The organism is Paenarthrobacter sp. MSM-2-10-13 (genome assembly GCF_011605365.1).
In the GTDB taxonomy this organism is placed as follows: domain Bacteria; phylum Actinomycetota; class Actinomycetes; order Actinomycetales; family Micrococcaceae; genus Arthrobacter.
Genome location: NZ_JAAOXO010000010.1, coordinates 24,692 through 47,661, shown reverse-complemented (window position 1 = coordinate 47,661; position 22,970 = coordinate 24,692). Strand labels below are relative to the sequence as shown.

The following is a 22,970-nucleotide window of genomic DNA, read 5'->3' as shown; positions in this document are numbered from 1 at the left end:
CGGATGCAAGCGTTGGAAGACGCGATGGTTCCTGCGGTGACCGCAGCACTGCTTGTCGTCCTGCTGGTATGTCTGCTCTGTCTGGTTTTTCCCGCTCTCCCGGGTGCAGTCGCGACCAACTGGCGCCGCTACATCGGCAGAGCGCGTTTCGTCCGCACCGCACGCGGGGCGCTTGCACCTCCCTTAGAGGTGGCGGCAGTTGGCGCCGGAATTGAAGTCCGCCGCCCTCACGGACAGATCTCACTAGTTGTTCTTCCGAACAGGCACGCCACCCAGGTCCTTGCCCTTCTCGGGGGCGCCGATGAAATCAGAATCGACGGCGGGCAAGTATGGCGAGCGGTTCCGCCGCGCAGCAGAAGGGCTCTCTGGGACGTCGTCAATGAATACCGTCACCGGGAATGGGAAGAACAGGAAAGAACCACGCAGGAGCAACGTTTACGGTTGGTCCAGCACTCCAACGACGAGCTGCGGAGGCGGGCAGGACTCAGCTAACCGACGCAGGGTATGTCCCCGGAAGGCTCAACTTTGCCTAGGTTGGTCGGATCTTGGAGCCCAGCAGGGCCTGGGCTCGTGGTTTCAAATTCGCAGAAGACGGCGGCGTTGAATGTAGTGGCCGAAACGTGCGGGCGGCACGCCAGCGCCGGTGAGGTGCAGTAGGCCACCTCCGCTGCACAAGGCTGTGCCCATTGTCCGCTCACCAGTGGTGGGACGAAGAACTCAAGGTGAGGGTGGGCTTTGGGTGCAGGCGGTCAGGTGGGTCCCGTCGTCCACCTGGGTGCGGGAAAAGCCCGAAGGGTTGAGCTTTTGCCGTGCCCCTGTGGGCGAGGGGCAAGTAACCTCGCCGAGGAAGCACCGAAAGTACTCGTTCAGCATCAGCAAGCAACCGACAAATAAATGAATCCTGTGTCCGCCGTCATGGCCTATGATCTTTTCAGGCGGGTACGCGAGTTATCCGATGGCAGGGATCACCGACTGGATCCCTGACTGTGAAAGAGCTTGGCTCTGACTCGTGGCGCTGTAGCTGTGTTTGTTGTGCGCGTGTCATGTTGCCAGTAATCCCGAGTCGGCGGGGTCTACGAAGGAGCATCATGCCAGCGTCCCGGATTGCCCACATCGCCAGAATCCAATCGAAAGCCACCGGTCACAGCTACAACGCTGTTCTCCACCAACTAGTCGAGCGCAATCCCAGCTCGGGGCTATTGCCTGCTATTCCCTCCCCGGCACAGCAGGAACTGGAGGCCTTGTTCATCAACAAGCTGGAAACCATGTATGTCGAACGCAGCGAAAAGGCTTGGAATCGGCTTAATTTTGGCGTCAAGCGCCTTCACGCCGAAACCAAGCAGTTGACCGTCTTCCTTAGCCCGTCAACCAGCCTGACGCATCTCGCCGTCCAGGTTCTACCTGTGATCACCTCACCGGGCGCCGACGCTGAGGTCCACGGGATCCCTGGACTTCGCGCTACCGCACATCCTTTGGGGCTCTGTCTCTATCGTCCCGGAATTGACGCAAGGATTGTCCTCGCTGGAATTACCGCGGAAGAGTTCGAACAAGCTCACCATGCGGGCTTTAGTGTGCCGCACAGCCAGGTGCGTTGCGCCGCCACGGCCATGCCTGATGAGTGGGCAATGGAGGAGCGCACGTTTGCGGCCTACTACGGTTCCACTCTTGGCGCTGCCTCTACCGTTGAAAGTGCCTTGCTTCGCCGTATCTGCCTCTTTGGCGTCCAAAATCCCAAGTCGGTGCGAACCTGGCACAACCTTCCGGGTGGAATTTGCGTCGAGCTCTCCTTTGAGGCGTTCTCCTTGGACCAGTTTGACGAGCTGCTGGCCATGCTTACCTCGCCATACCTAAACCCACCAATGGCTCTGCAATCGCGGCACTACAACATTGAGGACAACTGGGGCAGGATTACCCTCAGCTGCGCGGGAACGGAACAGGAAATCGAGATCCGTACAACACTGAGGTAGCCCCTAGAGGCCAGCCAACCAACGGGAACGGATACTCATCTCCCGTTTATAGTCCGGGTCGCCGCGTTCATTGGTGGAGTCAACTGGACGGCTCTGGTTATTGTCTGTGGTCCCTGAAAGACTTCCTGTCAGGAAACCCTGACAGGAAGGTGTACGCGCATGGGATGGACATCCAACGACTACAACCATGAGGGCTGGGTGGCTTTTGTCGCACCCGACGGGCGGCTCTCAGGGAGTTCGACCGGAGCAGGAGTACTTTTCCACGGGATCACCGGCGAATACCCGCATGCAGGGGAATTCAATCCTGATGAGGAGATCGTTCCTAACGACCTGATCATGAGCTGGCGCGGCGCCTGCACATGCGGCTGGCAAGGAGAGCTGTGGCAAAGAGTTCCTACGGCTGCCGACGCTGACCTTGCTACCCGCAAGGAGTACGTTCCAAGCGGCGAGTTTGCCGACGTTTCGGGCGAGGTGGAGGAAGCCGTCCGAGAGGAATGGCTTGTCCATATCGCACCGTCTGAGGCGATCCTCGGTGTTGAGGCAGCTGCGAAGGAGCACCGACAGGCCGGACTCCGCTTGGATAAGACTGTCGCGGCCGCGAAGGCAGCCGGTGCCTCCTGGACCGACATTGGCCGGGCCGCTGGGATCAGCCGCCAAGCTGCGCACGAACGCTGGGCCGCGAAGTAACCCTGCACGGTGTCGTCCGGATCTAGGGTGGGCAGTTCCATTCGGGCAGACGTGCGTTGAGTTCCCTGATGCGGTGAGGGTATTGGCGCTTCTTTGCATGGAGCCGTTGTCTGGCGACCCAACCGGCCAGTGCCCGTTCTTTGGGGTCCCAGGCGCTGCGGTGCGGGCGCCTTCCGTTCTCCTTGACCCATTCGATATAGTCGGTGGCCCGCTTTTGCCAGTGGCGTTCGACGTTGAGCGAGATGCCGTCCAGCCACCCGGGGAAGGACGCATCGAGCGTCTGAATAGCTTCTTTGGCGAGCAGGCCGCGCCTCTTGAAGCCGTCATCTGGTAGCGGCCCATTATCTCCAGCAGCGATGACACGGGCACAGTATCGCACCGGCAAGTCACGAGGATGCAGAGTTTCCTTAAAATGTCGTATGCGGCTGGCATTATGGTTCGGTGTTCCAAAAACTCGCCAGTGAACTGGTCCAAACTGTTTCTTTCAACATGCAGCTCGCGAAACTCCAACTCGACGGTTACGGTCGACGTCGGTTCCGCGCAGGGTTCGACTCCGGGTACAGCATTGGGCGTGATCATGGTTCCCGGGGACTGACGAAATCCTCGAAACCAGGGCTTGCTGGTCATCCGCAGTCGGAGATTGACGGCATTGAGGTCGACCATTTGATGGCACCCTTACTTCGAGCACTTTGGGATTTGGGGCTGGAGACGCAGTTTTCGTGCCAGGGAGACGCTGACCACTACACCGCCCACGAGCCCTTACTGAACTTCAACCGTTCCCAAATCGTATTTGCCGACTACGACCAGGCGTGCAAGTTCGTGCGGAAAACGATGGAACTGATGGACAGTGCCGCCTACAGTGAGGGAGGAATTGACATCACAACGATGGACCCGATGGATGGCGCCGCTTTTCGCGCGGCAGTATGGTTCCCTCCGCAGCTTCTCGAGCCCATCACAAGGCAGTGGGTGGAGTTCGAAAGAACCGTACCTTTGGCTGATGGGCAGCTTCCCCGGGGCTGAGCTGGCGCAAGAAGGCTAGATCTCATCTCACCTGAAGGATCTGACTATTGGGATTGTTCCGGTTTGCGGCGTAGCTTTCCTGTCTTGATTGCCCTTTGGATTTGATCGTATGTCCGGTGCTTCTTGGGATTGAAGTCGCCGTCCACGAGATCCCGCATGAACTGAAACTTCATCCGGGTCCACAGCGTGAGGATCTGCTCTCGGCCGAAGGAGGGAAACGAGTGCTCGTCATCTGTCTTTAGAGGGGACTCGCCCGCGTCTCCGCCCAGGGATTTCAGTAGACCCTTGAAGCGGCGAAGGTCTTGGGCGGAGGAGCGCAGACGTCGCACCGCTGTCTCAGCATCAGAGGCCTTGCCGGGAGCAATCTCTTTAACTTTGTTCACGAATTCTTCCAGCGGGATGGCCACTTCGATATCAACCAGATCACTCACGGCGTCCATTAGATGCCGATGCTCGTCCGGGGCGGGTTCCCAACCGAAACTCCCCGTCTTTACATCAAATGCGAAGTCCCGGATCAGCTCGGCATGGGTCTCTCTGGCGGTTCGAAGCTGCCGCCCGACCGTTAAGAGCCGGATTGCGTCCCACCCGCTGTCGCTATAGGTGGCTTCCAAGACCAGACCGGTCACCGGCATCACCGCCGGTCCATTAACTGCGAGTTCTTCCTCCATGGCCGCACGATCGTAGCTCCACTCCGCCGGACCGTCTATGCCTGCAAACCAGTCCACGAGATCGATAGTTCTCATAGGCATAATCTCAGGCTCACCATCGCTCGAAGCTGGTACTGGTGCGAGCGGCCGCGTTACGTCAAAGAGAATAGCGACGGGGGGTACCCGCAAGGCCTTGGATAGGGCCATCAGCTCGCTAACCGTGATGTCTTCGCGCCGCCCTGTCTCGATATTGGCTATGACCGACCGGGACATTCCTGAGTCTTCTGCCAGATCTTGGGCTGATAGACCCTCTCGCCTACGGAAAGTACCGATACGCCGACCGATCCCCATCGAAATTTGTGTCATGAAAACACAATATACGGCATTATGTTTCACTGGTACACATCATGCTATTCTCGATGGTGATTAGAAGCCTGCTGTGAGGCGGGGTGGCTGCAGCAGGGAGGGTATAAAGCGCGTGGGTGGGGTGACGGGAGGCGAATCGAAAAACATTGGGGCATGGGGAGATGAAAGTATGCGCCTTACAAAGGTGCCTTCACCCATGTACTTGCTTGGTGCCGCCCTTGCGGACGAGGTGACGGCAGTTCAAGCTCGCGAGGCCATGCTAGGGATTCACAAGAAGGGTCCGAAACTCCATTGGAGAGATCTGGACCCACGAGCCAAGACGCTGTCTGTCGAAGCTGTCGCATCGCTGAGCCTGGACCATATTGTTGTTATCGCCAGCCCTCTGGATCCTCGCCGGCAGGAGCGCGCACGTGCCAAGTGCATTGAAAGGCTCTGCTGGGAGGTGGAGGACCTGGGCGGTACGAGCGTGACGTTCGAAGCGCGGACCCAATCGCTGAACCAACGCGATCGGCAACTGATCCCCAAATTGAGGGGCAAAGGCGCCCTGCCCGTCGGCTTGCGAGTCGATTGGCTTAGGGGCTCCGAGGACCCAATGCTTTGGATCGCCGATCAAGTCCTAGGTGCCATAGGGGACGCTGAAGCTGGAGAGCCCAGATACTTCAAAACCATTCTTGATGACGTCAAAATCTCGCGGATAAATCTCTAGTGAACGCGAAAGCCAGGTCCCGTTATGAACAGCGGGGGTCCTGGCTTCACTTCTTCCACCCCTCGGGATGGAAGCTCACGTTCAGTGTACAACAAACATTCCCTAACTTTCCCGTGGTCGTTGCGTGTGCGAGTTCCCTAACTTTCCTGTAGTCGTGGGGCGTATATGGAGGTGCGGCACAGCCCAGCATGCCGGCACCCCCAAGCAGGTCAAGAGCTCGACCTCATAGCCCTGGAAAGTACCCGGTCTAACATACTGAGTGGACCAGCCGCCGTCGGATATGAAGCTCGAGATCGCCGGCTGCTGTTGTGTGGCCGTTCGCATCGTAGATGGAGGTGGTGGCGCCCGCCGGTGTGGCGCCGCAGGCTCTGTTCGACATGTCCGGACGACTGTGTACCGCGAGCTCCAAAGGCGCATCATCTAGCTCTGTGAAAAGACCGCTATCTGACGGGGTATTTGGTGCAGCGGACTCCTGAAAATGACAATTCGGATGTGTGGGGGAGCGTGCCGCTGGGGGGGGTGTCCCACTTCTAAGGAAGTGGGACACCCGGGCGTACCAGAACTGTGGGCACGTCGCAGTGGTCATCCGTTGTGGATGTTGGTGGCGTTTTGCGGTTGCAGTATGTGTCGTGAGCGACATGCGCACCCGAGGTCAGGCCTTACGCGGGTTCGGTATTTAGCCCATGCGGCGCTCAGTTTTATCTCCGCTCTAGTGTGATCCCTTCAATTCCGGCCAGGGCACTGTCATACGGCTCTGAGGTCTGTGTGACCAGGGGAACCGCGGCGCTACGGGAGGGTAGGGTATGCAAACCTGCGTAGCGGGGTTGGTGGTCCGGTGTTTTACTTCCTATATGTCTGAATTGCTGAAGCAGCACCCGAACGAGCCCCATGACGAGAGCATTGCAGCCCGGCTGAATTGGTTGCGGGCCGGGGTTCTTGGGGCCAACGACGGAATTGTTTCAGTGGCCGCAACCGTCGTAGGCGTAGCCGGCGTGACCAATGATGTCGCGCCCATCTTGGTGGCGGGTGCCGCGGCGGTGGTGGGCGGCGCAGTTTCCATGGCTTTGGGCGAGTATGTTTCGGTCAGCAGCCAGAGTGATAGCCAACGCGCCTTGATCGAGAAGGAACGCCAAGAACTCCGGGAAGATCCCGAAGGCGAGTTGGAAGAACTGGCGGCGATTTACCGGGCAAAAGGGCTGACCGAGGGGACCGCCCGCACAGTCGCCCGGGAACTGACGGACCACGATGCTCTAAAGGCGCATTTGGACGCCGAACTCAGGATGGACGAGGAGGCAGTTGCCAGCGCCTGGCACGCAGCGTTTGCCTCCGCTACCGCTTTCACCGTAGGCGCCATTCTTCCGTTGCTGGCAATCCTTCTACTCCCTTCGGAGGTGCGTATTCCGCTGACGTTTGTGGCCGTGGTCATTGCCCTCGCGATCACCGGCTCGGTCAGTGCGAACATTGGTGGTAGTTCCAAGAGAAGAGCAACCCTACGGCTGGTTATCGGGGGTGTCCTTGCCATGACCTTCACCTATGGTGTTGGCCTGCTGCTAGGCACCACCGGGATCGTTTAACTAGGGACCAGCGAAGCTCGAACTCCACTGTTCAGGAGTGTCTCCATGATGAGATCCGCGGCCTTCCAGCCCACATCCTCCCGATCCATGGCTTTGTTGTCCTTGCGCCCCTGTCGGGGCTGATGGCAGTCGCCCTCGTGCCCTGTCGGACTAGTCGGAATTGCCTTGCGGGGCCGTTGGTGGTGCTGGCTCTGTATGGTCCTGCTGGCCGTTCTGACCGCAGAGGCAGGGAACAGTTGGAAAATGTTCGGCCAGCCTTGGAATTCATCAAAGACCATGCCAAGCAGGGCAGCTTCTTTCGGATGGTGATGCTTGTCCTCCTGCTTGTCGTGGCCGCGCAAGTCCTCGGTGCATTCTGGTCCATGCTAAGCCGGTGGTCGGCCCTTCGTGGCGTCGGACAAGCATTGCGCGCCCGTTGGCTAGTTCCTGCCACGTCCGTACTCGGAGTCCTGGCTGGGCTGTTCCTGATTTCTGATTCCGTGCACAGGACACTCCGGCTCGGCATCGGTTTGGAGCGTAACCTAACGCATCCGCCCGAGGAGGCGGTGGCCTTCGCCATTTATTCTCACCGCGAGATACGGTTTCAGCCTTTGTGCGGAGGCGGAGGAAATCAAAGGACATCTGTCGGGCGGTAGCTCGTGCCGCCGTTGGTGGAGACGATGATCCCTTCGGGTGTGGCAGCCCAGATCCAGGGGTTCCCGTCGGCGCCCTTGAGGGCGGCTATGGCCAGTACTTCACTGTCGATTCGTCCTTTCTTGGTCCAGGACTTGCCGGCGTCGGCCGAGTAGTAGGTGGTCCCGTCGGGGGCCACGCCTGCTGCTTCGTCCGGAGTGGCGAAGGCGGCGTACTGGACCACCGGTGCGGTCTTGTCCAGTGCCCAGGTTGCCCCGCCGTCGGTGGAGCGCTGGATTCCCTCGGTGGTGGTGCCTAGCACGGTGTCGCTGTCGGGGTGCCCGGCCAGGATGGCCGGGGTGAATATGGCCGCCACGGTGTTCCAGGTTTTCCCGTCGGGGCTGCTGCGCAGTTGCCCGTCGAACGCGATGATCCCGGATTTGGTGGTGGTCAGGGCGTGGAAGTCGGATTGGCCTTGTCGTGAGAGTTTCTCCCAGGTTTGTCCTCCGTCGGTGGACTTGATGAGTCCGAGGGGGTTGGGCATATCGGAGCCCTGGCCGGGGTGCCCGGAGGCGTAGAAGACGCCGTCTTTGCCGGCGGTGAAACCCATCAGGTCGTTCGTGCCGCCGATCTTGCTGGCTGGTTGTTTGGTGATGTCGAACAGCCCGTCGTGGGTGGCCAGCAGCACCTGGTTGGTGTCGCCGTTGACGTTTAACCCGTGGACGTGACTGCTGGGCAGGGCCTTGTCGCTCAGTTCGATAGACGGAGCCGTCGAGGACGGGGGGCTGGCCGGGGTGCAGGCGGACAGGGCGAGGAGCACCGCGGCGCCGGCCGCGAGGGCTCCGGTGCGCGTACGTGCGGAAGTGAAAGTTTGCATGGGAGAGCTCCAGATTGGGTCAGAAGGGTACGCGGAAGCCCCGGGCCTCCCGTCAGGGGGAGAGGCCCGGGACCACGCAGGGTTTGTTTAGAGAGCGGCCAGCAGCGTCTGCATTTCTTTGATCTCCGCTTCCTGGGCGCTCACAATGTCCTTGCTGAGCTGGACAGCCTCCGCATCCCTGCCGTCCGTGGTTTCTGTCTTGGCCATGGCCACTGCACCTTGGTGGTGGACGATCATTTGGGTCAGGAACAACTTCGCGGCCTCAACACCCTGGGCGGCCTCCAGTTTGGTCATGTCGTCGGCGCCCATCATGCCGTCCATGCTGTGCCCGGTAGACATCTGGGTGGGTTCGCCCCAGCCTTTCAACCAGCCGGTCATCTTTTCGATCTCCGGTCCCTGCGCGGCCTTGATCCGGGTGGCCAGGGCTGTGACATCGGCGGGAATGTCCTGCTTCTTGAGGATCATGTCACTCATCTCGACCGCTTGGGCGTGGTGCGGGATCATCATCTGGGCGAACATCACGTCAGCGGCGTTATGGTCCGCTGCCGCGGCTGGGTTTGAAGCGCTGGAGGAGTTGCTGCCGTGGTCCATGCCCGGCATTGGCGTCCCGGAGGAACCGGAACCACCGGAGGAACCGCAGCCGGCCAGTGCGATGGCCGCGGCGATCGCTGTTGCGGCGACAGGCAAGAATTTTTTCGTATTCATCTTCATCAGGTCCTTCTAAGGATTTGGGGGCGCTAAGGCGCCCTCAGAACGGGGTGAGGTTTGTCAGGAGGGCGCTGATCAGCCGCGGCGGGGCTGGGGCGCAAAGGAAGGAATGCCCTGGGCTGGGCCCGGGCAAGCGGAACGATTACGTTCTGCTGATGGACAACTCACCCGGTGACGGACTGCCGGGGCGGTAGGACCAGGGAACGGGAGCTGCGATTGTCGAGGCTGCGGACTGGGCCGTGATGGAGACCGTGTCGTCCGGTACGGGCGCCGCCAGGGCGCCGGTCGCGACCGTGGGGATGCACGAGGCGCTCATGGAGTGCTGGCTTGAGCAATTCCCGGAGCAGGAGCACTGCGCAGGGGAGGGCGCAGCATTCACCGCGGACAGCTTTTGCAGCGCGGCAGGTCCCGATGATGGTGAGACCGAATGGCTGGCGTGCCCGGACACGGGGAGTCCGGGTGTTGGGTGTTCGGACATTGCCGGGTAGGACCCGGTCGTATCCGTCATGCCGACGGAAACCATGGCGGCCGTGTGTGCAGAGTGCGTCCCTGTCATGACGTGCATGCCAAGGATTCCCGTGATGAGGGCCAAGACCGCTGTCAGCAAAGAGGCCGTGAGCAGGGCGGAGCTCATCATGGTGCGTTGTGCGGCCATGCGGGTCTTCCTCCCTGTGGGTCTGCTGTCTTTAGGCTACCGGCACCCGGCGCCATACCTTTCCGGGGGCAGCGGTGCCGGTTCACTGTTGGGTCAACGAACTTGGCTGGGGTTCAGTTTCACCCGGCGGAGCAGCTGGGCGTTGAGGGCGACCACGATGGTGGAGATGGACATCAGGACCGCCCCGGCGGCGGGGGACAGGACGATCCCGGCGAAGGCCAGCACACCGGCGGCCAAGGGTACGGCGATGACGTTGTATCCGGTGGCCCAGACGAGGTTCTGCCACATCTTGGTGTAGCTTGCCCTGGACAGGTCCACCATGGACAGCACGGCCCTGGGGTCGTTGCCTGCAAGGATGACCCCGGCTGATTCCATGGCCACGTCGGTGCCGGCGCCGATGGCAATGCCAACCTCTGCCCGGGCCAGCGCCGGGGAGTCGTTGACGCCGTCCCCGACCATCGCCACCTTCAGGCCGCGGGCCTGCAGTTCGGCGACTTTCTTGTCCTTGTCCGCAGGCAACACTTCGGCGAAAACCTCGTCGATGTTCAGTTCCGCACCGACCGCCGTGGCTACCTGGGTGGCGTCCCCGGTGATCATCGCGACTTTCACGCCTCTGTTCTGCAAGGCTGCTACGGCTTGCCGGGACTCGGGCCGGATGGCATCCTCGAGACTGACTGCCCCCAGGATCCGGTCGCCGTCGATGACGTGCAAAACAGCTGCGCCACGGCCCATCCACTCACGGGTCGAGGCCGCCAGCGTCTCAGGCTCGGTGATTCCGAGTTCGCGCAGCAGTGCAGGGCCGCCGACCTGGACGGTGCGGCCATTGATCGTGGCCTGCACGCCACGGCCCGTCATGGACGTGAAACCCGTCGCTTGCGGCAGCGTGAGGCTTTTCTCCTTCGCTGCCCGGACGATGGCCCGGGCGACGGGGTGTTCGCTGTCGGATTCAACGGCTGCTGCCAGAGCCAGCAGCTCATCGGTTGTCCTGCCATCGGTGGTGGCGGTGTTCCGGAGCTCGGGTTCGCCCTTGGTCAGGGTGCCTGTCTTGTCGAACAGGACGACGTCGATGGTGCGCATCCGCTCGAGCGCGATCCTGTTCTTGATCAACACCCCGGCTTTGGCGGCCTGTTCGGTGGAGATCGCGATCACCAGCGGGATGGCCAGGCCCAGGGCGTGCGGGCAGGCAATCACGAGCACTGTAACCGTACGGGTGACGGCATCGGGCAGGCTACCCAAGAGAATCCATGCGATGAAGGTGATGACACCGGCGATGGTGGCGAAGTAGAACAAGAACGCCGCCGCCCGGTCCGCGAGGGCCTGGGCCTTCGAGGACGAGGCCTGCGCTTCAGCAACCAACCGCTGGATGCCGGCCAAGGCCGTGTCGTCACCGACTGCCGTCACGGCGACCCGGACGGTGTTATCGGTGGCCACGGTCCCGGCCACGACCGGATCACCCACTGCGCGGAGCACCGTTTTGGACTCCCCGGTGATCATGGACTCATCGAACTCGGCTTGCCCGTCCGCGATGGTGCCGTCGGCGGGCATCCGCGCCCCGGACCGGACGAGAACAATATCCCCGGGGTTTAGCTCAGAGGCCTGGATGGTTTCGACGCCGGCATCAGTGACGCGTTCGGCCTCGTCCGGCAGCAGAGCCGCCAGGGCGTCGAGGGCGCCCTGCGCGGAGCCGAGCGCGCGCATTTCGATCCAGTGTCCGAGCAGCATGATGGCCACCAGGAGCGCCAGCTCCCACCAGAAGTCCAGATCGAAGTTCCCGATCTTCAGGGTTGTGGCCCAGGACGCGGCGAACGCGACGGTGATGGCCATGCTGATCAGCAGCATCATGCCCGGCTGCCGGGATCTTAGTTCATTGATGCCGCCCTTGAGGAAGGGCATGCCCCCGTGGAAGAAGATCACCGTTCCCAGAACGGGCGGGATCCAGGCGGACCCCGGGAACTCCAACGGCATGTACCCCAGGAGGTGCCCGAACATCGGACTGAAATACACCACCGGGACCGAGAGAGCCAGGGTCAGCCAGAACCTGTCCTTGAACATGGCCGTGCTGTGTCCGGCGTGCTGACCGTGGTTGTGCACGGCATGATCGTCCGGGGCGTTGTGTCCCTGAGCATGCGCCTGGTGCTCATGCGGTGATTCAGGCGTCCCGGGAGTCTGGTGTGGTGCTGCTTGGCCGGGGTCTGCTTCGGTGACCGGCGAAAGGTGGTGATCGTGGTGATGGGTGTGCTCTGTCATGGTGTGCTCCTCCAGGTGCGGCCCGCGGCATCGCTTGAGGCGGTGCGGACGCACGTGTTTGGGCTAGCTGTTGGTCAAGCTGTAGCCGGCTGACGTGATGGCGTCCCGGATGGCGGAAGGTCCAGCGGAGCCGGTAATGACCAGGCGGGAAACACCGCCTGGGACGAGTTCAACAGCCGCGCCGTCTACGCCATCCACGGCCTTGACGGCCTTTTCGACGCTGGCCACGCAGCTGCCGCAGGTCAGTCCTTCCACGTCGTATTCGACACCCATTTTGGCGGGCGGAGTGGCGCTGGCCTCGGTGGAGCAGCAGCTGCAGCCCGGGGAGGACGCAGAAGTAAGGGGCAGTTCGGTGCGTGAAGGTGTTTTCATGTCAGTTCCCTTATGTGCAGAAAATGCGACGGGTGCTGTGGTTGAACGGTTGTAAAGAGGCCAACAGTCATTTGGTCCTCCGCGACATACCACTCACTGACAACAATGAAAAGATACCCCTGGGGGGTATGCAAGTCAAGTAGTGAACCATCATCAGTTGGTCCGGATGGGGTGCGCAAAGGGTCGGTATTCGGCAGGCGGGGGAGGGGCAGCCTGCAGTTTTGGGCGTGACTGTCCGGCGTCGCGCCGGGCTACGCGTGAACCACGCCGGCAGCGACATTTCCACCACGTGGCCCATTGTCTTTCTTCCGTCAGGAGTCGATGCGATAGGGTCCAGGGCGGAGCCCGCGGGTTCAGGGCAACTGCTCCCGGTCAGAGGTCCGTAATGCCCATGCCGGCGTCGTCCAGGCAGGGCGAGCGTTTGCCAGCGGGTTTTCCCATAGACCGCAGGCAGGTGCATTGGGGTCCCTTGACCGCCGGAAGGCCGGTCCAGACGAAACGTTGCATGCGGTTGTAGTTTCCGAAGTCCAGGACTGCGCCATTGATCCGGTCAGCTAGTTCGTAACTGACGGAGATGGTCGCCGGCCCGTGCGCCTCGGCAAGGGTTTCGAGCGTGCATCCGATGAACTTTTTTGGTCGTGTTCTGGAGAAGTAGAGTCCCTGGGTGCGGCAGCCGCCGGAACCCAGGTAGCAATGGAGGGAGCCGCCAAACACAGCAATCATTTCAAGGGCTTCGGCGGTGGCGTGGAAGCGGCCGTGTCCTGGCACCGTCACAGTTGTGAGTGACTTCGTGGGGAAGGTGTTCATGGAGTCCTTGGGGTTTGCTCCCCGGGCAGCAGGAGCAGTGGGGCGGCCGGCGTGTGGCGGCCGGTCAGTTTTTCCATGCCTGGGAGCGTAGAAGCCGCAGGCCGTTAAGGGCGACGATGACGGTGGAGCCTTCGTGTCCGGCGACGGCCAGCGGCAGTGGCAGGCTGGAAACCAGGTCCCACGTGACGAGAACGGTGATGAAGGTGGCCGCGATGGCGAGATTCGCGAGGACGAACCGGTGGGCCCGTTTTGAGATCGCGATCAGTGACGGCAGGGCCTGGAGCTCGTCGCGGACGATGATGGCGTCGGCCGTTTCCAGGGCGAGGTCGGAGCCGTGCCGTCCCATCGCGATTCCGGTGCTCGCAGCCGCAATGGCGGGGGCGTCGTTGACGCCGTCGCCGATCAGCAGAACCCGGTGGCCGACCTGTTCCAGTTTGTGCACCGCTGTCGCTTTGTCGGAGGGCAGCAGGCGTGAGCGGACGTTGTCTATGCCGGTTTCGGCGGCGATCTGGGCTGCCGCCCGGTGGTTGTCTCCGGTGAGCAGGTGAACCGGGTTGCCCGTGGTCTGCCGGAGCCGTGTGACGGTTGCGGCCGCGGTCGGGCGGAGCCGGTCAGGAAGGGTGATCCGCCCTGCCGTGGCCCCGTCGATGATGACGTAAACGACGGTTCCGGCCACGGTGGCATCGGCCTCCGCGGCGGGCCGTTCCACCCGAACCTGCCGTCCGTCGACGATGCCGGATACTCCTTGGCCGGGGACGGCCTTGAATTCTGCTGCTGGCTCCACGGTGAGGCCCTTTTCCCGTGCGTCACGGACGATGGCCCGTCCGAGCGGGTGCTCGCTGTACTGCTCGACGGCGGCTGCCATCCCCAGGATCTGTGCGGGGTTGGGGTCGGCGTCCAGGGATTCGGCGGACGTGACCTTCGGGGTTCCCTCGGTGAGGGTACCGGTCTTGTCGAAGGCGACGACGGTGGTGCGGCCGACCTGTTCCATCACGGTGGCGGATTTGACCAGGACGCCGTGTCGTCCGGCGTTGGCGATGGCAGCCAGAAGAGGCGGCATGGTCGACAGGACAACGGCGCACGGAGAGGCCACGATCATGAACGTGATGGCCCGCAGCAGGGCAGCCTCCAGGCTCTCGCCGAAGGACACGGGCAGGAAAAACACCAGCAGGGTAGCCACAATGACACCGACGGAGTAGCGCTGTTCGACTTTTTCAATGAACAGCTGGGTCTTGGCCTTGGTGGCGGAGGCTTCCTCCACGAGGGTCACGATGCGGCTGACCACCGAGTCCTTGGCGGCCTTGGCTACCCTGACAGACAGAGCGCCGCTACCGTTGACAGTTCCGGAGAGAACCTCGTCGCCTTCGCGCCGGATGACCGGAGTCGATTCCCCGGTCATCGCCGCCTGGTCGACCTCACTGACTCCCCGGATGACGGTGCCGTCAGCGCCGATCCGTTCACCCGGGCGCACCAGAATCATATCGCCGACCTGCAGTTCCGCGGTGTCAACCTCCTCTTCGAGGCCGGTCCCGTCCAAAATCCGGGTCGCCCGCTCCGGGGCCAGACCCAGCAGGGAGCTGACGGAGTCAGCGGTTCGTTGAGTGACCAGGGCTTCCAGGGCGCCCGAGGTTGCGAAAATGACGATCAGCAAGGACCCATCAAAAATCTGGCCGATGGCCGCGGCAGCGATTGCTGCGACGATCATCAGCAAATCCACATCCAAAGTCTTCTCCCGCAGCGCCCGCAAACCTGACAAAGCCGGTTCCCAGCCGCCGGCCACGTAGCAGGCCAAATAGAAGCACCACCACAGAAGCTCCGGTGCCCCAGCCAGCTGCGCAACCCCACCCGCCAGGAAAAGCACTAAAGCAAGCGCGGCCCACCGGACTTCAGGCAGCCGCGCGCCGGTTCGGAAGATCGACGGCGGCTTGGGCAGAAGCCTGCCCGGAGCAGCCTTGCCAGGAGAGGCAAGCACCTGGCTCACGAGCGCACCGTCGCTTCCGCGGCCGGTGTCTCCACCGTCATATCGATACTGTGATGGGCCGGCTCGCCTCCCAGAGAATGCTCGGCCTGGAACACGGCATCGGCCACCAGTTTGCGCGCGTGCTCGTTGGCCAGTCGGTAAAAGACCCTGGTGCCGTCCTGCCGTGCGCTCACCAACCTGCCCAGACGAAGCTTTGCCAGATGCTGTGAGACGGCCGTCGGGGACTTGTCGATGATGTCCGCGAGATGGTTTACGGACATTTCGCCCTCCCTGAGCGCCAGGATGATCCGCACCCGCGTAGCATCCGCGAGCATGGCAAATACCTCGACCGCAAGCTCTACATACTGGCTGTCCACACTAAGCCTGCAAGTGTTCTTATCTTCGCTCATATGAAGATTATAGCCATGGAAGCCCTTTGCCCGGATTCCCTCCGTTGAGGCGGAGGACTGAGGCGGAGCCGACCGCCGGTACTGCCGGAGGCGGGAGCTTGAAGATGACGGAAAGAGTCGCCTATTATTAGTGCATATAAGTGCACGTATGTACCTAAAGGGTGTGGTGGGATGTTATCTGTTTTGCGGGATGTTACTTATCGACGGCTGTTCGCCGCCCAGGTCGTGGCTCTCATCGGTACCGGCCTGCTCACCGTGGCTCTCGGACTGCTGGCCTACGATCTGGCCGGCCGGAACGCCGGGGCTGTGCTGGGCACCGCCCTGACGATTAAAATGCTGGCCTACGTCGGTCTGGCCCCGGTGATCAATGCCTTGGTGGCCCGACTGCCGAAAAAGCCTGTTCTGATCGGGGCTGACCTGATCCGGGCCGCGATGGCATTGTGTCTGCCGTTCATCACAGAAACCTGGCAGATCTACGTGGTGATCTTCCTGCTGCAGTCCGCTTCCGCTACTTTCACCCCGGCCTTCCAATCGCTGATTCCCACCATTTTGAAAAGTGAACGCGACTATACCCGGGCATTGTCCCTTTCAAGGCTGGCCTATGACATGGAGGCCTTGATCAGTCCGGCCGCTGCGGCGCTGTTACTGACGCTGATCAGTTACAACAACCTGTTCCTCGGCACGGTTGCCGGGTTCGTGTTCTCCGCTTTCATGGTCACGATCACGGCCCTGCCCCGCCTTGTCGCCCCCGCCGGTCCAGTGAGCTCCCTGTGGCACCGGACCACCTTGGGTACACGGATCTTCTGGCGGAACCGGCGCCTGCGTTCACTGCTGGCACTGAATCTGGTGGTCGCAGCCCCCACGGCCCTGGTGCTCGTCAACACTGTGGTCTACGTCCGTGAGGTCCTGCACCGGCCCGACACCGATCTGGCCCTTGCGTTGGCCTGTTTCGGCGTCGGGTCGATGATTGTCGCGTTATCCGCGCCCGTGGTCCTGGACCGGTTCGGGGACCGGGCCGTGATGCTCACAGGTGCCGCCGTGATCCCAGCTGTGCTGGCCGGCGCGGTGTTTCTGCCTTTACTGGGGGTCGGTGGGGTGGGATGGTGGCTACTGTTGGCGCTCTGGTTCCTGCTCGGTGCCGCGAATTCGACGATCCTCACACCCTCATCCCGGCTGCTGCGCGATGCCTCCACCGAGGAGACCAGGCCCTACGTTTTCACTGCGCAGTTTTCCCTGTCTCATGCCTGCTACATCCTCACCTACCCGCTGGCAGGGTGGATCGGTGCAGCCGCGGGACTGGGCTGGGCTGCGCTTGCTCTGACATTTATTGCGATGATAGGTAGTGCAGGTGCATTTCTGTCCTGGTCGCCGCGCACCGCCGCGGCGTTCCGACACCCAGCCACTGAGGAGCAGACCCTTGAGCAGCAGGACCGGCAGCGCGTTGAGCCCTAGCAGCATACAGGGCGCAGGTTCTGGGGAACCGTCCCTGGTCCACCCGATCACCCCGGATCCGGAGCTGCTCGAAACGGCTGCCGGTACGCTGCGGATGCTGGCCGAACCCACCCGGCTGCACTTGCTCTGGCAACTCTCCAACGGCCCCAAAACCGTCACCGAACTCACTGACCTGTCCGGGGCTCCACGGACCGTGGTCAGCCAGCACCTGGCCAAACTCCGGCTCAGCGGACTGGTGGACACCCGCAAGGACGGCCGCCACATCATCTATTCCCTCCATGACGGGCACTTGGTCCGGCTTATCCGCGAAACCATGAACCACGCCGACCACCTGATGACCGGAGAACCGGCCCACGATTAAGGCACCCTTCTGCCACCACTGCTCATCATCCTGGGAGCTGTCCACACCGGGGCCGTCACGGCCCGCGAGCTACGTGCCCGTCTCCCTCGCGAGCTGCCGGATGGCGCTGGTTAGGGTAGGCGCGCACTGCTTCAGGCAGCCGGCCTGTCATTCCCGGGCTGTGGCTCCCTGGGCGGACCGTGGTGTGCCGCGACGGCCACCGCGGACCTGAACATCCCGTACAGGACGCCCGCAGTTCCAGCCAAGGCCAAAACGATGAGGGCAGCGAGGGCTAGGAGCAGGAACATCAGAAAGGAAATTCCCAACGTCGTGCAATAAACCAAGGTGAAAGCGAAAGTATCCGATCCGGTCACGAGCCTGGTTTCCCCCGCCGGGCCGGTGCGGCAGGTCCCGCATAACCGCTGGCCTGCCGGAGCGGACAGAGTTCGGCCACCAGCGCCCGGAGTTCGGTAGGGCGGAATGGTTTGATCAGGTACCCGCTGGCGCCGGCTGCAATTCCGGCGAGTTCATTTGCAGCCTCGGCGAACGCGGTAATCATGAGCAACGGCGCGGAAGACACGCTCCGCAGTTGCCGTGCTACTTCGCGGCCGTCGACGTCTGGCAGGCCAAGATCCAAGGTAATCAGCGCCAATTGCTGCCGTGAAGCGGCCAGCAGCCCCGCGCTCCCGGTTTCCACGGTGTGGACCTCGAACCCCTCAGTGGAAAGGATGAGACTGATTAATCCTTGAATATCGGCGTCGTCCTCGATGACCAGACATGCACCGCGTGTGCTCATTCCGCCCCCATTTCCTCCGGCCATTCTAAGAGACCGTTTCTTCACCGGCGCCTCTACCCGGCATTGAGCTTCGCCGGGGTCCGGACTTCCTTGACGTTGATGCCCCGGTGGGCCACCGAACGAGGCTGTGGCCCCTGCCAGGAAGGGGCCGTAGGCTTGGCAGATTGTTGCACCCCTTCGTTCATTTCTTCCGGCAGGATCCCATGGCTGCATTGGTCCCCACTGATTCGTTTATTCCCTCACCGACCCTCAGCGCCGTGCACCTGGGGCCGCTGACCATTCATTTCTATGCCCTATGCATCCTGGCGGGCATCATCCTGGCGATCTGGCTTACCTCCCGGCGATGGCAGCAGCGCGGCGGCCAGCCGGGCCAAGTGCTTGATATCTGTCTCTGGGCCGTGCCGGCGGGGATCATCGGCGGACGGATCTATCACGTCATCACGGACCCGGAACTCTACTTCCTTCCCGGCCGGAATCCCTGGAACGCGTTCGCGATCTGGGACGGTGGTTTGGGGATCTGGGGCGCCGTCGCCTTTGGCTGTCTCGGAGCGTGGATCGGGTGCCGCCGGCTGGGAGTATCCTTCGTGGCGTTCCTGGACGCGGTATCCCCTGGAGTCCTCTTTGCCCAGGCTCTGGGCCGGTGGGGAAACTGGTTCAACAACGAGCTCTACGGGGATCCGACAACGCTGCCGTGGAAACTTCAGATCCACCGGATGGACCCCGCGACTGCCGCGGCGGCAACGGATCCCTCCGGAGCGCCCATTGTGCTGGGGTACTTCCAACCAACGTTCCTCTATGAGTCGCTGTGGTGCCTGCTCGTCGGATTGGTCATCATGGCCGTTGATTCGCGCACGCGGCTCGGCGCCGGGAGCGTGTTCGCCCTGTACGTCGCAGGCTACTCGGCCGGACGTTTCGCCTTCGAACTGATGCGTTCCGATTACGCCAACCTGATTCTGGGGCTGCGGGTGAACACCTGGGTCGCAGGCCTGCTGGTCCTGGCCGGCGCGGCAGCCTTCGCAGTGCTGTGCCGCAGGGAACGCTCAACAGCCAACCCAAGTCCGCACCGAACGGCCGGCCTTGCCGGCGCAAAGGGCTCCGGAACCGGTTAGTGCGGGACAAGCGAAACCCTGCCCAGCAGCGCGCTGGCCCGAATGAGGTCGGCCGCGGCTGCGGATTCGTTTTCAGTGTTGGTTCAGGGGTTCCTCTCAGCTGGCTCTTATCCCTCCGGTGGGACACTCGGTCCTAACGGAAGGGAGAAGCCATGGACAGGGCAGTGAATTCACGGGTCCGGGCGGTGGATGCGGTTCGGCGGTGGACGGTGACGGCGATGGTGTTGGCAGGGCTGACGACCGCCGGTATCAGTGCCGGTCTGGCCTCCGCGCAGAATCCCTCCACCGCTCAGACGGTGAGCGTGCAACAAAACCCGGCTGCACCCGTTGTCCCGGCCCCGGGAGGGGCTTTCGGGAGCGTCGCACCGGCGCGGAACGCCCCGGCCGGCGCCCTCCCGCATACCACGACCAGGGCATCCTAGCCATGGACGCGGTCCAGGCCACATGGTTTCCCGCGATTGGCACGACTGCCGGTGTGCACGCGACGGAACCCGGAAGCTTTGACGAAGCGGTTAGGACCGCCGGGCAGTGGCTGGATCGGCTGGATCGGGCCGCTTCGCGGTTCCGACCCGATTCTGAGCTCCGGGCAATCAATACCCGCTCGGCCCGTGAACCGGTGACTGTTCTCCTGAGCCCGTTGCTCGGCGAAGTCCTTGACGCTGCGTTTCTCACGGCGGCCCTGACCGGCGGCCTGGTCGATCCCACCGTCGGCGCTGCCCTGCTTCACGCCGGTTACGACGATGACTTGGACGTCGTCCAGAACCGGGACGGGTGGACAATGGCCGGTGAACCCAAACCGGCACCGGGCTGGCGGCACATCAGCTACACCCCGGAAACGAGGGTCCTGACCCTCTCCGCCGGGACGGTCCTCGATTTTGGCTCCAGCGCCAAGGCCTACGCCGCCGACTGTATCGCCGGGTTGCTGGCCGAGACCCTGCCCGGTGGTTTCCTGATCGACTTGGGCGGGGATATTGCCGTGGCCGGCAGCGTACCGGAGGGCGGCTGGCAGGTCGGCATTGAATATGACGGCGACCGCATCGCCCAGGTCATTACCCTCACGAACCAGGCACTGGCGACCTCGTCCACCCGGCACCGGGTGTGGGCCAGCGGGTCCGGGGTCGCACACCACATCATTGATCCGCAGACAGGGGCCCCGGCGGAGCGGATCTGGGCCGAAGTGACCTGCCTCGGGGCTACCGCCCTGGAAGCGAACGCCGCGTCCACTGCCGCGGTCATCATGGGTTTGGGAGCGCCGGCGTGGCTGCGCGCTCACGGCATTGACGCCCGGCTGCACGGCATGGACGGCTCGACCGTGATGACCGGGAACTGGCCCTCGGACCACCATGTCGCCGGGGCCCGCTGATGCCTGCGGTCAACGAAGTTTTCTGGTTCCTTTCCCGCGCGAGCGGGATCACGACCTCCGTCTTATTGACCGTGACCTTCATCCTCGGAGTGATGACCTCAGGACGGCGCCGCCCAGAAGGCATCGGCAGCACCGTCGTGACTGGCCTTCACCGCAACCTGGCTTTGGGGATGATGCTCCTTCTGGTGCTCCATGTTCTCACCGCCGTGGCCGATGGCTACGTCGACATCGGATGGGTCGCGGTCCTGCTGCCCTTCACCTCCGGCTACGAACGTGCCTGGACCGGGCTCGGCGCCATCGCTTTGGATCTCCTGCTGGCCGTGACCCTGACCTCTGTGCTGCGCCACCGCATCCCGGAACGGTGGTGGGCTCCGGTCCACGCCCTGACCTACGTGCTGTGGCCTGCAGCGATCGTGCACGGCATCATGATGGGCACCGGGAGCGCATGGATCTTGCGGGGCGTTGGCCTGGCGTGCCTGATCGCAGGGGCGGCGGCCATCGCCTACCGGCTAATGAACCGGCAGCCCGACGAAACCCGCCGCGGCGCCATCGGGGAAGAACCATGGCGATGAACCTCAGGACACTGGAAGCGGCCGGCCTGACCGGGCGCAGCGGTTCGGCATTCAGCACGGCACGTAAAGTCGGTGCGGCTCGACAGAACGGTGCCGAACTAATTGTTAATGCCTGCGACGGGGAAATCAGTGCCCTGAAAGACGCCCATGTTATCCGGCACCGTCTGGCATGGGTCCGGCACGGGGCTGCCCTGACCGGACTGAGGCACGTGACCTACGCAGCCCACACCGGAACAGAGACCGAGGAGCGCCTACGCGCCGCCGGTCTCTCTGTGCTGCCCGTGCCGGCCCGCTATGTCGCCTCCGAAGCCAGTGCTCTGGTATCGCTGCATCACGGGGCTCATGCCCGCCCGATGACCAAACGCCGCCGCCTGATCGAGGGAGGACGCACCCCCGATGGCAAGAGAACCCGCCCCGTTCTGGTCCTGAACGCCGAAACCGTGCTCCGGATCGCCCAGATCGAGGTCTTCGGCCCCGCCTGGTTCCGTTCCTTCGGCACCCAGGTCGAACCCGGCCCGCGCCTAATCACCATCACTGGCGCCGTCAAGGCACCGGGAGTGTATGAAACCGAATCCGGGCTGCCACTGAGCCGGGTCGTTTCACTGGCTGGAGGCCCGCTTCCGGGTGTCCTGGCGATGAACATCGGCGGACTCAGCGGCACCTGGATCGACGCATCCAGGATCGACTCTCTGAATTACAGCTCTGCATCCCTGGCCACCGTCGGCGCAACCCTCGGGCCCGGCGTCATGCACCTGCTGGACCGCTCCCGTTGCCCGGTGGATACGGTGAAGGACATGCTTGACTATGCCGCCGGGGAATCTGCCGGGCAATGCGGGCCCTGCATGTTCGGGCTCCCCGCAGTTGCCCGAGACTTCGCTGAACTGGCCGCAGGCACCGGCAGACCCAGTGCAGCAACTGCCCTGCGTCAACGGTTGGGATTCCTGGTTGGCAGAGGAGCCTGTCACTTCCCTGACGGGATCGCAGTGTTCACGCACTCCGCGCTGGAGGTCTTCACCGATCACCTCAGCGCCCATGCCGCAGGCTACTGCCCTGGCCACGAGAGCCGGGTCCGGAGATGATCCTTCGTTTCCGCCGACAGGTTCTTCCGGAGTACCCGGTTCTGGCCGTGGACCGGACCACCTGCACCGGGCACGGGGTGTGTGCGACCATGCTCTTCGAACACATCACACTCGATGACTGGGGATACCCGGTTTTGCACGGACCCATCCCGCGGGCCCACACCTCGGAACTGGCGTTGCGGTACTGCCCTGCACGGGCCCTGTATTGGCGGAACGGGAACGACTAGGGAAAAACTGACACCCACCTGGCCCGGAAGACGCCCACGCCACATTCTTGCGTGTAATCAGCGAAGCGTCCGGCCGGGTCTCATGCGTGGATGTTGGCGTTAGGTGGCGGCTTTTTGTGTTCGCTCTGTGTCGTTAGGTGCCGATGACGATGATGCTTGCTGCTGCTTCTAGGACGTCATCGGTGATGGTTTCGAGTTGGTTGGTATTGGGACCCGGGTGATCTGTCGGAATGGCCGTTCGAGGAGCCGGAAGTTGCCACGGGTAATGGATTCTACTGCGGCGATTGCCTGGGCGTCGGTGACGTCAGCCTGGTCGAGGGTGCGGGCCGAGGCGTTTCCCGTGTCGGTCCAGAACGAAGAGGAGCTCGTCTTTGACGCGCTCGACGGTCAGCTCGCTCTCATACTCGGCCAAGGTGG

26 protein-coding genes and 1 pseudogene are annotated in these 22,970 nt (G+C 62.7%); 14 read left to right on the top strand and 13 right to left on the bottom strand.

What is annotated here, in order from left to right; all coding sequences use genetic code 11:
- The first annotated feature begins 3 nt into the window (after positions 1 to 3).
- From HAV21_RS17190 to HAV21_RS17180, 3 genes are all read left to right on the top strand, one after another.
- The gene (locus tag HAV21_RS17190) at positions 4 to 492 is read left to right on the top strand and encodes a hypothetical protein (RefSeq protein WP_160147685.1); all 489 of its coding nucleotides are present in this window, start codon (positions 4 to 6) and stop codon (positions 490 to 492) included.
- Between the two features lie 596 nt (positions 493 to 1,088).
- Positions 1,089 to 1,967, top strand: a complete 879-nt coding sequence (locus HAV21_RS17185) for a hypothetical protein (RefSeq protein ID WP_166842580.1) — start codon at positions 1,089 to 1,091, stop codon at positions 1,965 to 1,967.
- Positions 1,968 to 2,126: 159 nt separating this feature from the next.
- Entirely contained in the window at positions 2,127 to 2,654 is a 528-nt protein-coding gene (locus tag HAV21_RS17180; RefSeq protein ID WP_142940361.1) for a hypothetical protein, read from the top strand.
- Between the two features lie 22 nt (positions 2,655 to 2,676).
- Here the strand turns inward: HAV21_RS17180 and HAV21_RS17175 are convergent, their stop codons facing one another.
- Complete coding sequence (locus HAV21_RS17175) at positions 2,677 to 3,039, bottom strand: hypothetical protein (protein WP_166842579.1); 363 nt, start codon at positions 3,037 to 3,039, stop codon at positions 2,677 to 2,679.
- Positions 3,040 to 3,095: 56 nt separating this feature from the next.
- Between HAV21_RS17175 and HAV21_RS17170 the strand changes: the two genes are divergently transcribed.
- Complete coding sequence (locus tag HAV21_RS17170) at positions 3,096 to 3,674, top strand: hypothetical protein (RefSeq protein WP_142940363.1); 579 nt, start codon at positions 3,096 to 3,098, stop codon at positions 3,672 to 3,674.
- Positions 3,675 to 3,718: 44 nt separating this feature from the next.
- On the opposite strand, the gene HAV21_RS17165 is transcribed toward HAV21_RS17170, so the two are convergent.
- Positions 3,719 to 4,687 carry a helix-turn-helix transcriptional regulator gene (locus HAV21_RS17165; protein WP_166842578.1) on the bottom strand — a complete coding sequence of 323 codons (969 nt, stop codon included), beginning with the start codon at positions 4,685 to 4,687 and terminating at the stop codon, positions 3,719 to 3,721.
- A gap of 196 nt (positions 4,688 to 4,883) precedes the next feature.
- Here HAV21_RS17165 and HAV21_RS17160 point away from each other — a divergent pair, with 196 nt between their 5' ends.
- Both HAV21_RS17160 and HAV21_RS17155 read left to right on the top strand, forming a co-directional pair.
- Positions 4,884 to 5,393, top strand: a complete 510-nt coding sequence (locus tag HAV21_RS17160) for a hypothetical protein (protein WP_166842577.1) — start codon at positions 4,884 to 4,886, stop codon at positions 5,391 to 5,393.
- 851 nt (positions 5,394 to 6,244) lie between these two features.
- The gene (locus HAV21_RS17155; RefSeq protein ID WP_142940366.1) at positions 6,245 to 6,967 is read left to right on the top strand and encodes a VIT1/CCC1 transporter family protein; all 723 of its coding nucleotides are present in this window, start codon (positions 6,245 to 6,247) and stop codon (positions 6,965 to 6,967) included.
- A 610-nt stretch (positions 6,968 to 7,577) separates the two neighbouring features.
- On the opposite strand, the gene HAV21_RS17150 is transcribed toward HAV21_RS17155, so the two are convergent.
- The 8 genes from HAV21_RS17150 to HAV21_RS17115 all read right to left on the bottom strand — a co-directional run bounded on the left by HAV21_RS17150 (position 7,578) and on the right by HAV21_RS17115 (position 15,615).
- On the bottom strand, positions 7,578 to 8,456 hold the full coding sequence (locus HAV21_RS17150) for a F510_1955 family glycosylhydrolase (protein ID WP_166842576.1): 879 nt from the start codon (positions 8,454 to 8,456) through the stop codon (positions 7,578 to 7,580).
- An 87-nt stretch (positions 8,457 to 8,543) separates the two neighbouring features.
- Positions 8,544 to 9,161 (bottom strand): DUF305 domain-containing protein, encoded by a 618-nt coding sequence (locus tag HAV21_RS17145; protein ID WP_166842575.1) that lies wholly within the window; start codon positions 9,159 to 9,161, stop codon positions 8,544 to 8,546.
- 145 nt (positions 9,162 to 9,306) lie between these two features.
- The gene (locus HAV21_RS17140) at positions 9,307 to 9,819 is read right to left on the bottom strand and encodes a hypothetical protein (RefSeq protein WP_166842574.1); all 513 of its coding nucleotides are present in this window, start codon (positions 9,817 to 9,819) and stop codon (positions 9,307 to 9,309) included.
- A 93-nt stretch (positions 9,820 to 9,912) separates the two neighbouring features.
- Complete coding sequence (locus HAV21_RS17135; RefSeq protein WP_166842573.1) at positions 9,913 to 12,066, bottom strand: copper-translocating P-type ATPase; 2,154 nt, start codon at positions 12,064 to 12,066, stop codon at positions 9,913 to 9,915.
- Between the two features lie 63 nt (positions 12,067 to 12,129).
- The gene (locus tag HAV21_RS17130) at positions 12,130 to 12,438 is read right to left on the bottom strand and encodes a heavy-metal-associated domain-containing protein (protein WP_142940371.1); all 309 of its coding nucleotides are present in this window, start codon (positions 12,436 to 12,438) and stop codon (positions 12,130 to 12,132) included.
- 372 nt (positions 12,439 to 12,810) lie between these two features.
- Complete coding sequence (locus HAV21_RS17125; protein WP_208097037.1) at positions 12,811 to 13,245, bottom strand: peptidase; 435 nt, start codon at positions 13,243 to 13,245, stop codon at positions 12,811 to 12,813.
- Between the two features lie 64 nt (positions 13,246 to 13,309).
- Positions 13,310 to 15,226, bottom strand: a complete 1,917-nt coding sequence (locus HAV21_RS17120) for a heavy metal translocating P-type ATPase (protein WP_347877673.1) — start codon at positions 15,224 to 15,226, stop codon at positions 13,310 to 13,312.
- Positions 15,223 to 15,615, bottom strand: a complete 393-nt coding sequence (locus HAV21_RS17115; protein WP_166842572.1) for a metalloregulator ArsR/SmtB family transcription factor — start codon at positions 15,613 to 15,615, stop codon at positions 15,223 to 15,225. Before HAV21_RS17115 ends, HAV21_RS17120 begins: the two co-directional genes overlap by 4 nt.
- A gap of 171 nt (positions 15,616 to 15,786) precedes the next feature.
- On the opposite strand from HAV21_RS17115, the gene HAV21_RS17110 reads away from it, so the two are divergent.
- Both HAV21_RS17110 and HAV21_RS17105 read left to right on the top strand, forming a co-directional pair.
- Complete coding sequence (locus HAV21_RS17110; protein WP_166842571.1) at positions 15,787 to 17,067, top strand: MFS transporter; 1,281 nt, start codon at positions 15,787 to 15,789, stop codon at positions 17,065 to 17,067.
- Positions 17,057 to 17,428, top strand: a complete 372-nt coding sequence (locus HAV21_RS17105; RefSeq protein WP_208097061.1) for a metalloregulator ArsR/SmtB family transcription factor — start codon at positions 17,057 to 17,059, stop codon at positions 17,426 to 17,428. The genes HAV21_RS17110 and HAV21_RS17105 overlap by 11 nt, the downstream gene beginning before the upstream one ends.
- Before the next feature lie 131 nt (positions 17,429 to 17,559).
- On the opposite strand, the gene HAV21_RS17100 is transcribed toward HAV21_RS17105, so the two are convergent.
- Together HAV21_RS17100 and HAV21_RS17095 are read right to left on the bottom strand one after the other, a co-directional pair.
- A complete protein-coding gene (locus HAV21_RS17100; RefSeq protein WP_166842570.1) occupies positions 17,560 to 17,781 on the bottom strand; it encodes a hypothetical protein in 222 nt (73 codons plus the stop codon).
- On the bottom strand, positions 17,778 to 18,203 hold the full coding sequence (locus HAV21_RS17095) for a response regulator transcription factor (protein WP_166842569.1): 426 nt from the start codon (positions 18,201 to 18,203) through the stop codon (positions 17,778 to 17,780). The genes HAV21_RS17100 and HAV21_RS17095 overlap by 4 nt, the downstream gene beginning before the upstream one ends.
- 203 nt (positions 18,204 to 18,406) lie before the next feature.
- On the opposite strand from HAV21_RS17095, the gene lgt reads away from it, so the two are divergent.
- The 6 genes from lgt to HAV21_RS17065 all read left to right on the top strand — a co-directional run bounded on the left by lgt (position 18,407) and on the right by HAV21_RS17065 (position 22,553).
- The gene (gene lgt / locus HAV21_RS17090; protein ID WP_166842568.1) at positions 18,407 to 19,312 is read left to right on the top strand and encodes a prolipoprotein diacylglyceryl transferase; all 906 of its coding nucleotides are present in this window, start codon (positions 18,407 to 18,409) and stop codon (positions 19,310 to 19,312) included.
- Positions 19,313 to 19,464: 152 nt separating this feature from the next.
- Positions 19,465 to 19,734 (top strand): hypothetical protein, encoded by a 270-nt coding sequence (locus tag HAV21_RS17085; RefSeq protein WP_166842567.1) that lies wholly within the window; start codon positions 19,465 to 19,467, stop codon positions 19,732 to 19,734.
- A 2-nt stretch (positions 19,735 to 19,736) separates the two neighbouring features.
- The gene (locus HAV21_RS17080) at positions 19,737 to 20,675 is read left to right on the top strand and encodes an FAD:protein FMN transferase (protein ID WP_166842566.1); all 939 of its coding nucleotides are present in this window, start codon (positions 19,737 to 19,739) and stop codon (positions 20,673 to 20,675) included.
- Complete coding sequence (locus HAV21_RS17075; protein ID WP_166842565.1) at positions 20,675 to 21,247, top strand: ferric reductase-like transmembrane domain-containing protein; 573 nt, start codon at positions 20,675 to 20,677, stop codon at positions 21,245 to 21,247. Before HAV21_RS17080 ends, HAV21_RS17075 begins: the two co-directional genes overlap by 1 nt.
- Positions 21,238 to 22,326: an NADH-ubiquinone oxidoreductase-F iron-sulfur binding region domain-containing protein gene (locus HAV21_RS17070; protein WP_166842564.1), complete on the top strand. Its 1,089-nt coding sequence runs from the start codon at positions 21,238 to 21,240 to the stop codon at positions 22,324 to 22,326. The genes HAV21_RS17075 and HAV21_RS17070 overlap by 10 nt, the downstream gene beginning before the upstream one ends.
- The gene (locus HAV21_RS17065; protein ID WP_142940380.1) at positions 22,323 to 22,553 is read left to right on the top strand and encodes a ferredoxin; all 231 of its coding nucleotides are present in this window, start codon (positions 22,323 to 22,325) and stop codon (positions 22,551 to 22,553) included. The genes HAV21_RS17070 and HAV21_RS17065 overlap by 4 nt, the downstream gene beginning before the upstream one ends.
- A 133-nt stretch (positions 22,554 to 22,686) precedes the next feature.
- Here the strand turns inward: HAV21_RS17065 and HAV21_RS22330 are convergent.
- Positions 22,687 to 22,923 (bottom strand): annotated as a pseudogene (locus HAV21_RS22330) (ATP-binding protein); the annotation flags it as partial.
- Positions 22,924 to 22,970: the final 47 nt, after the last annotated feature.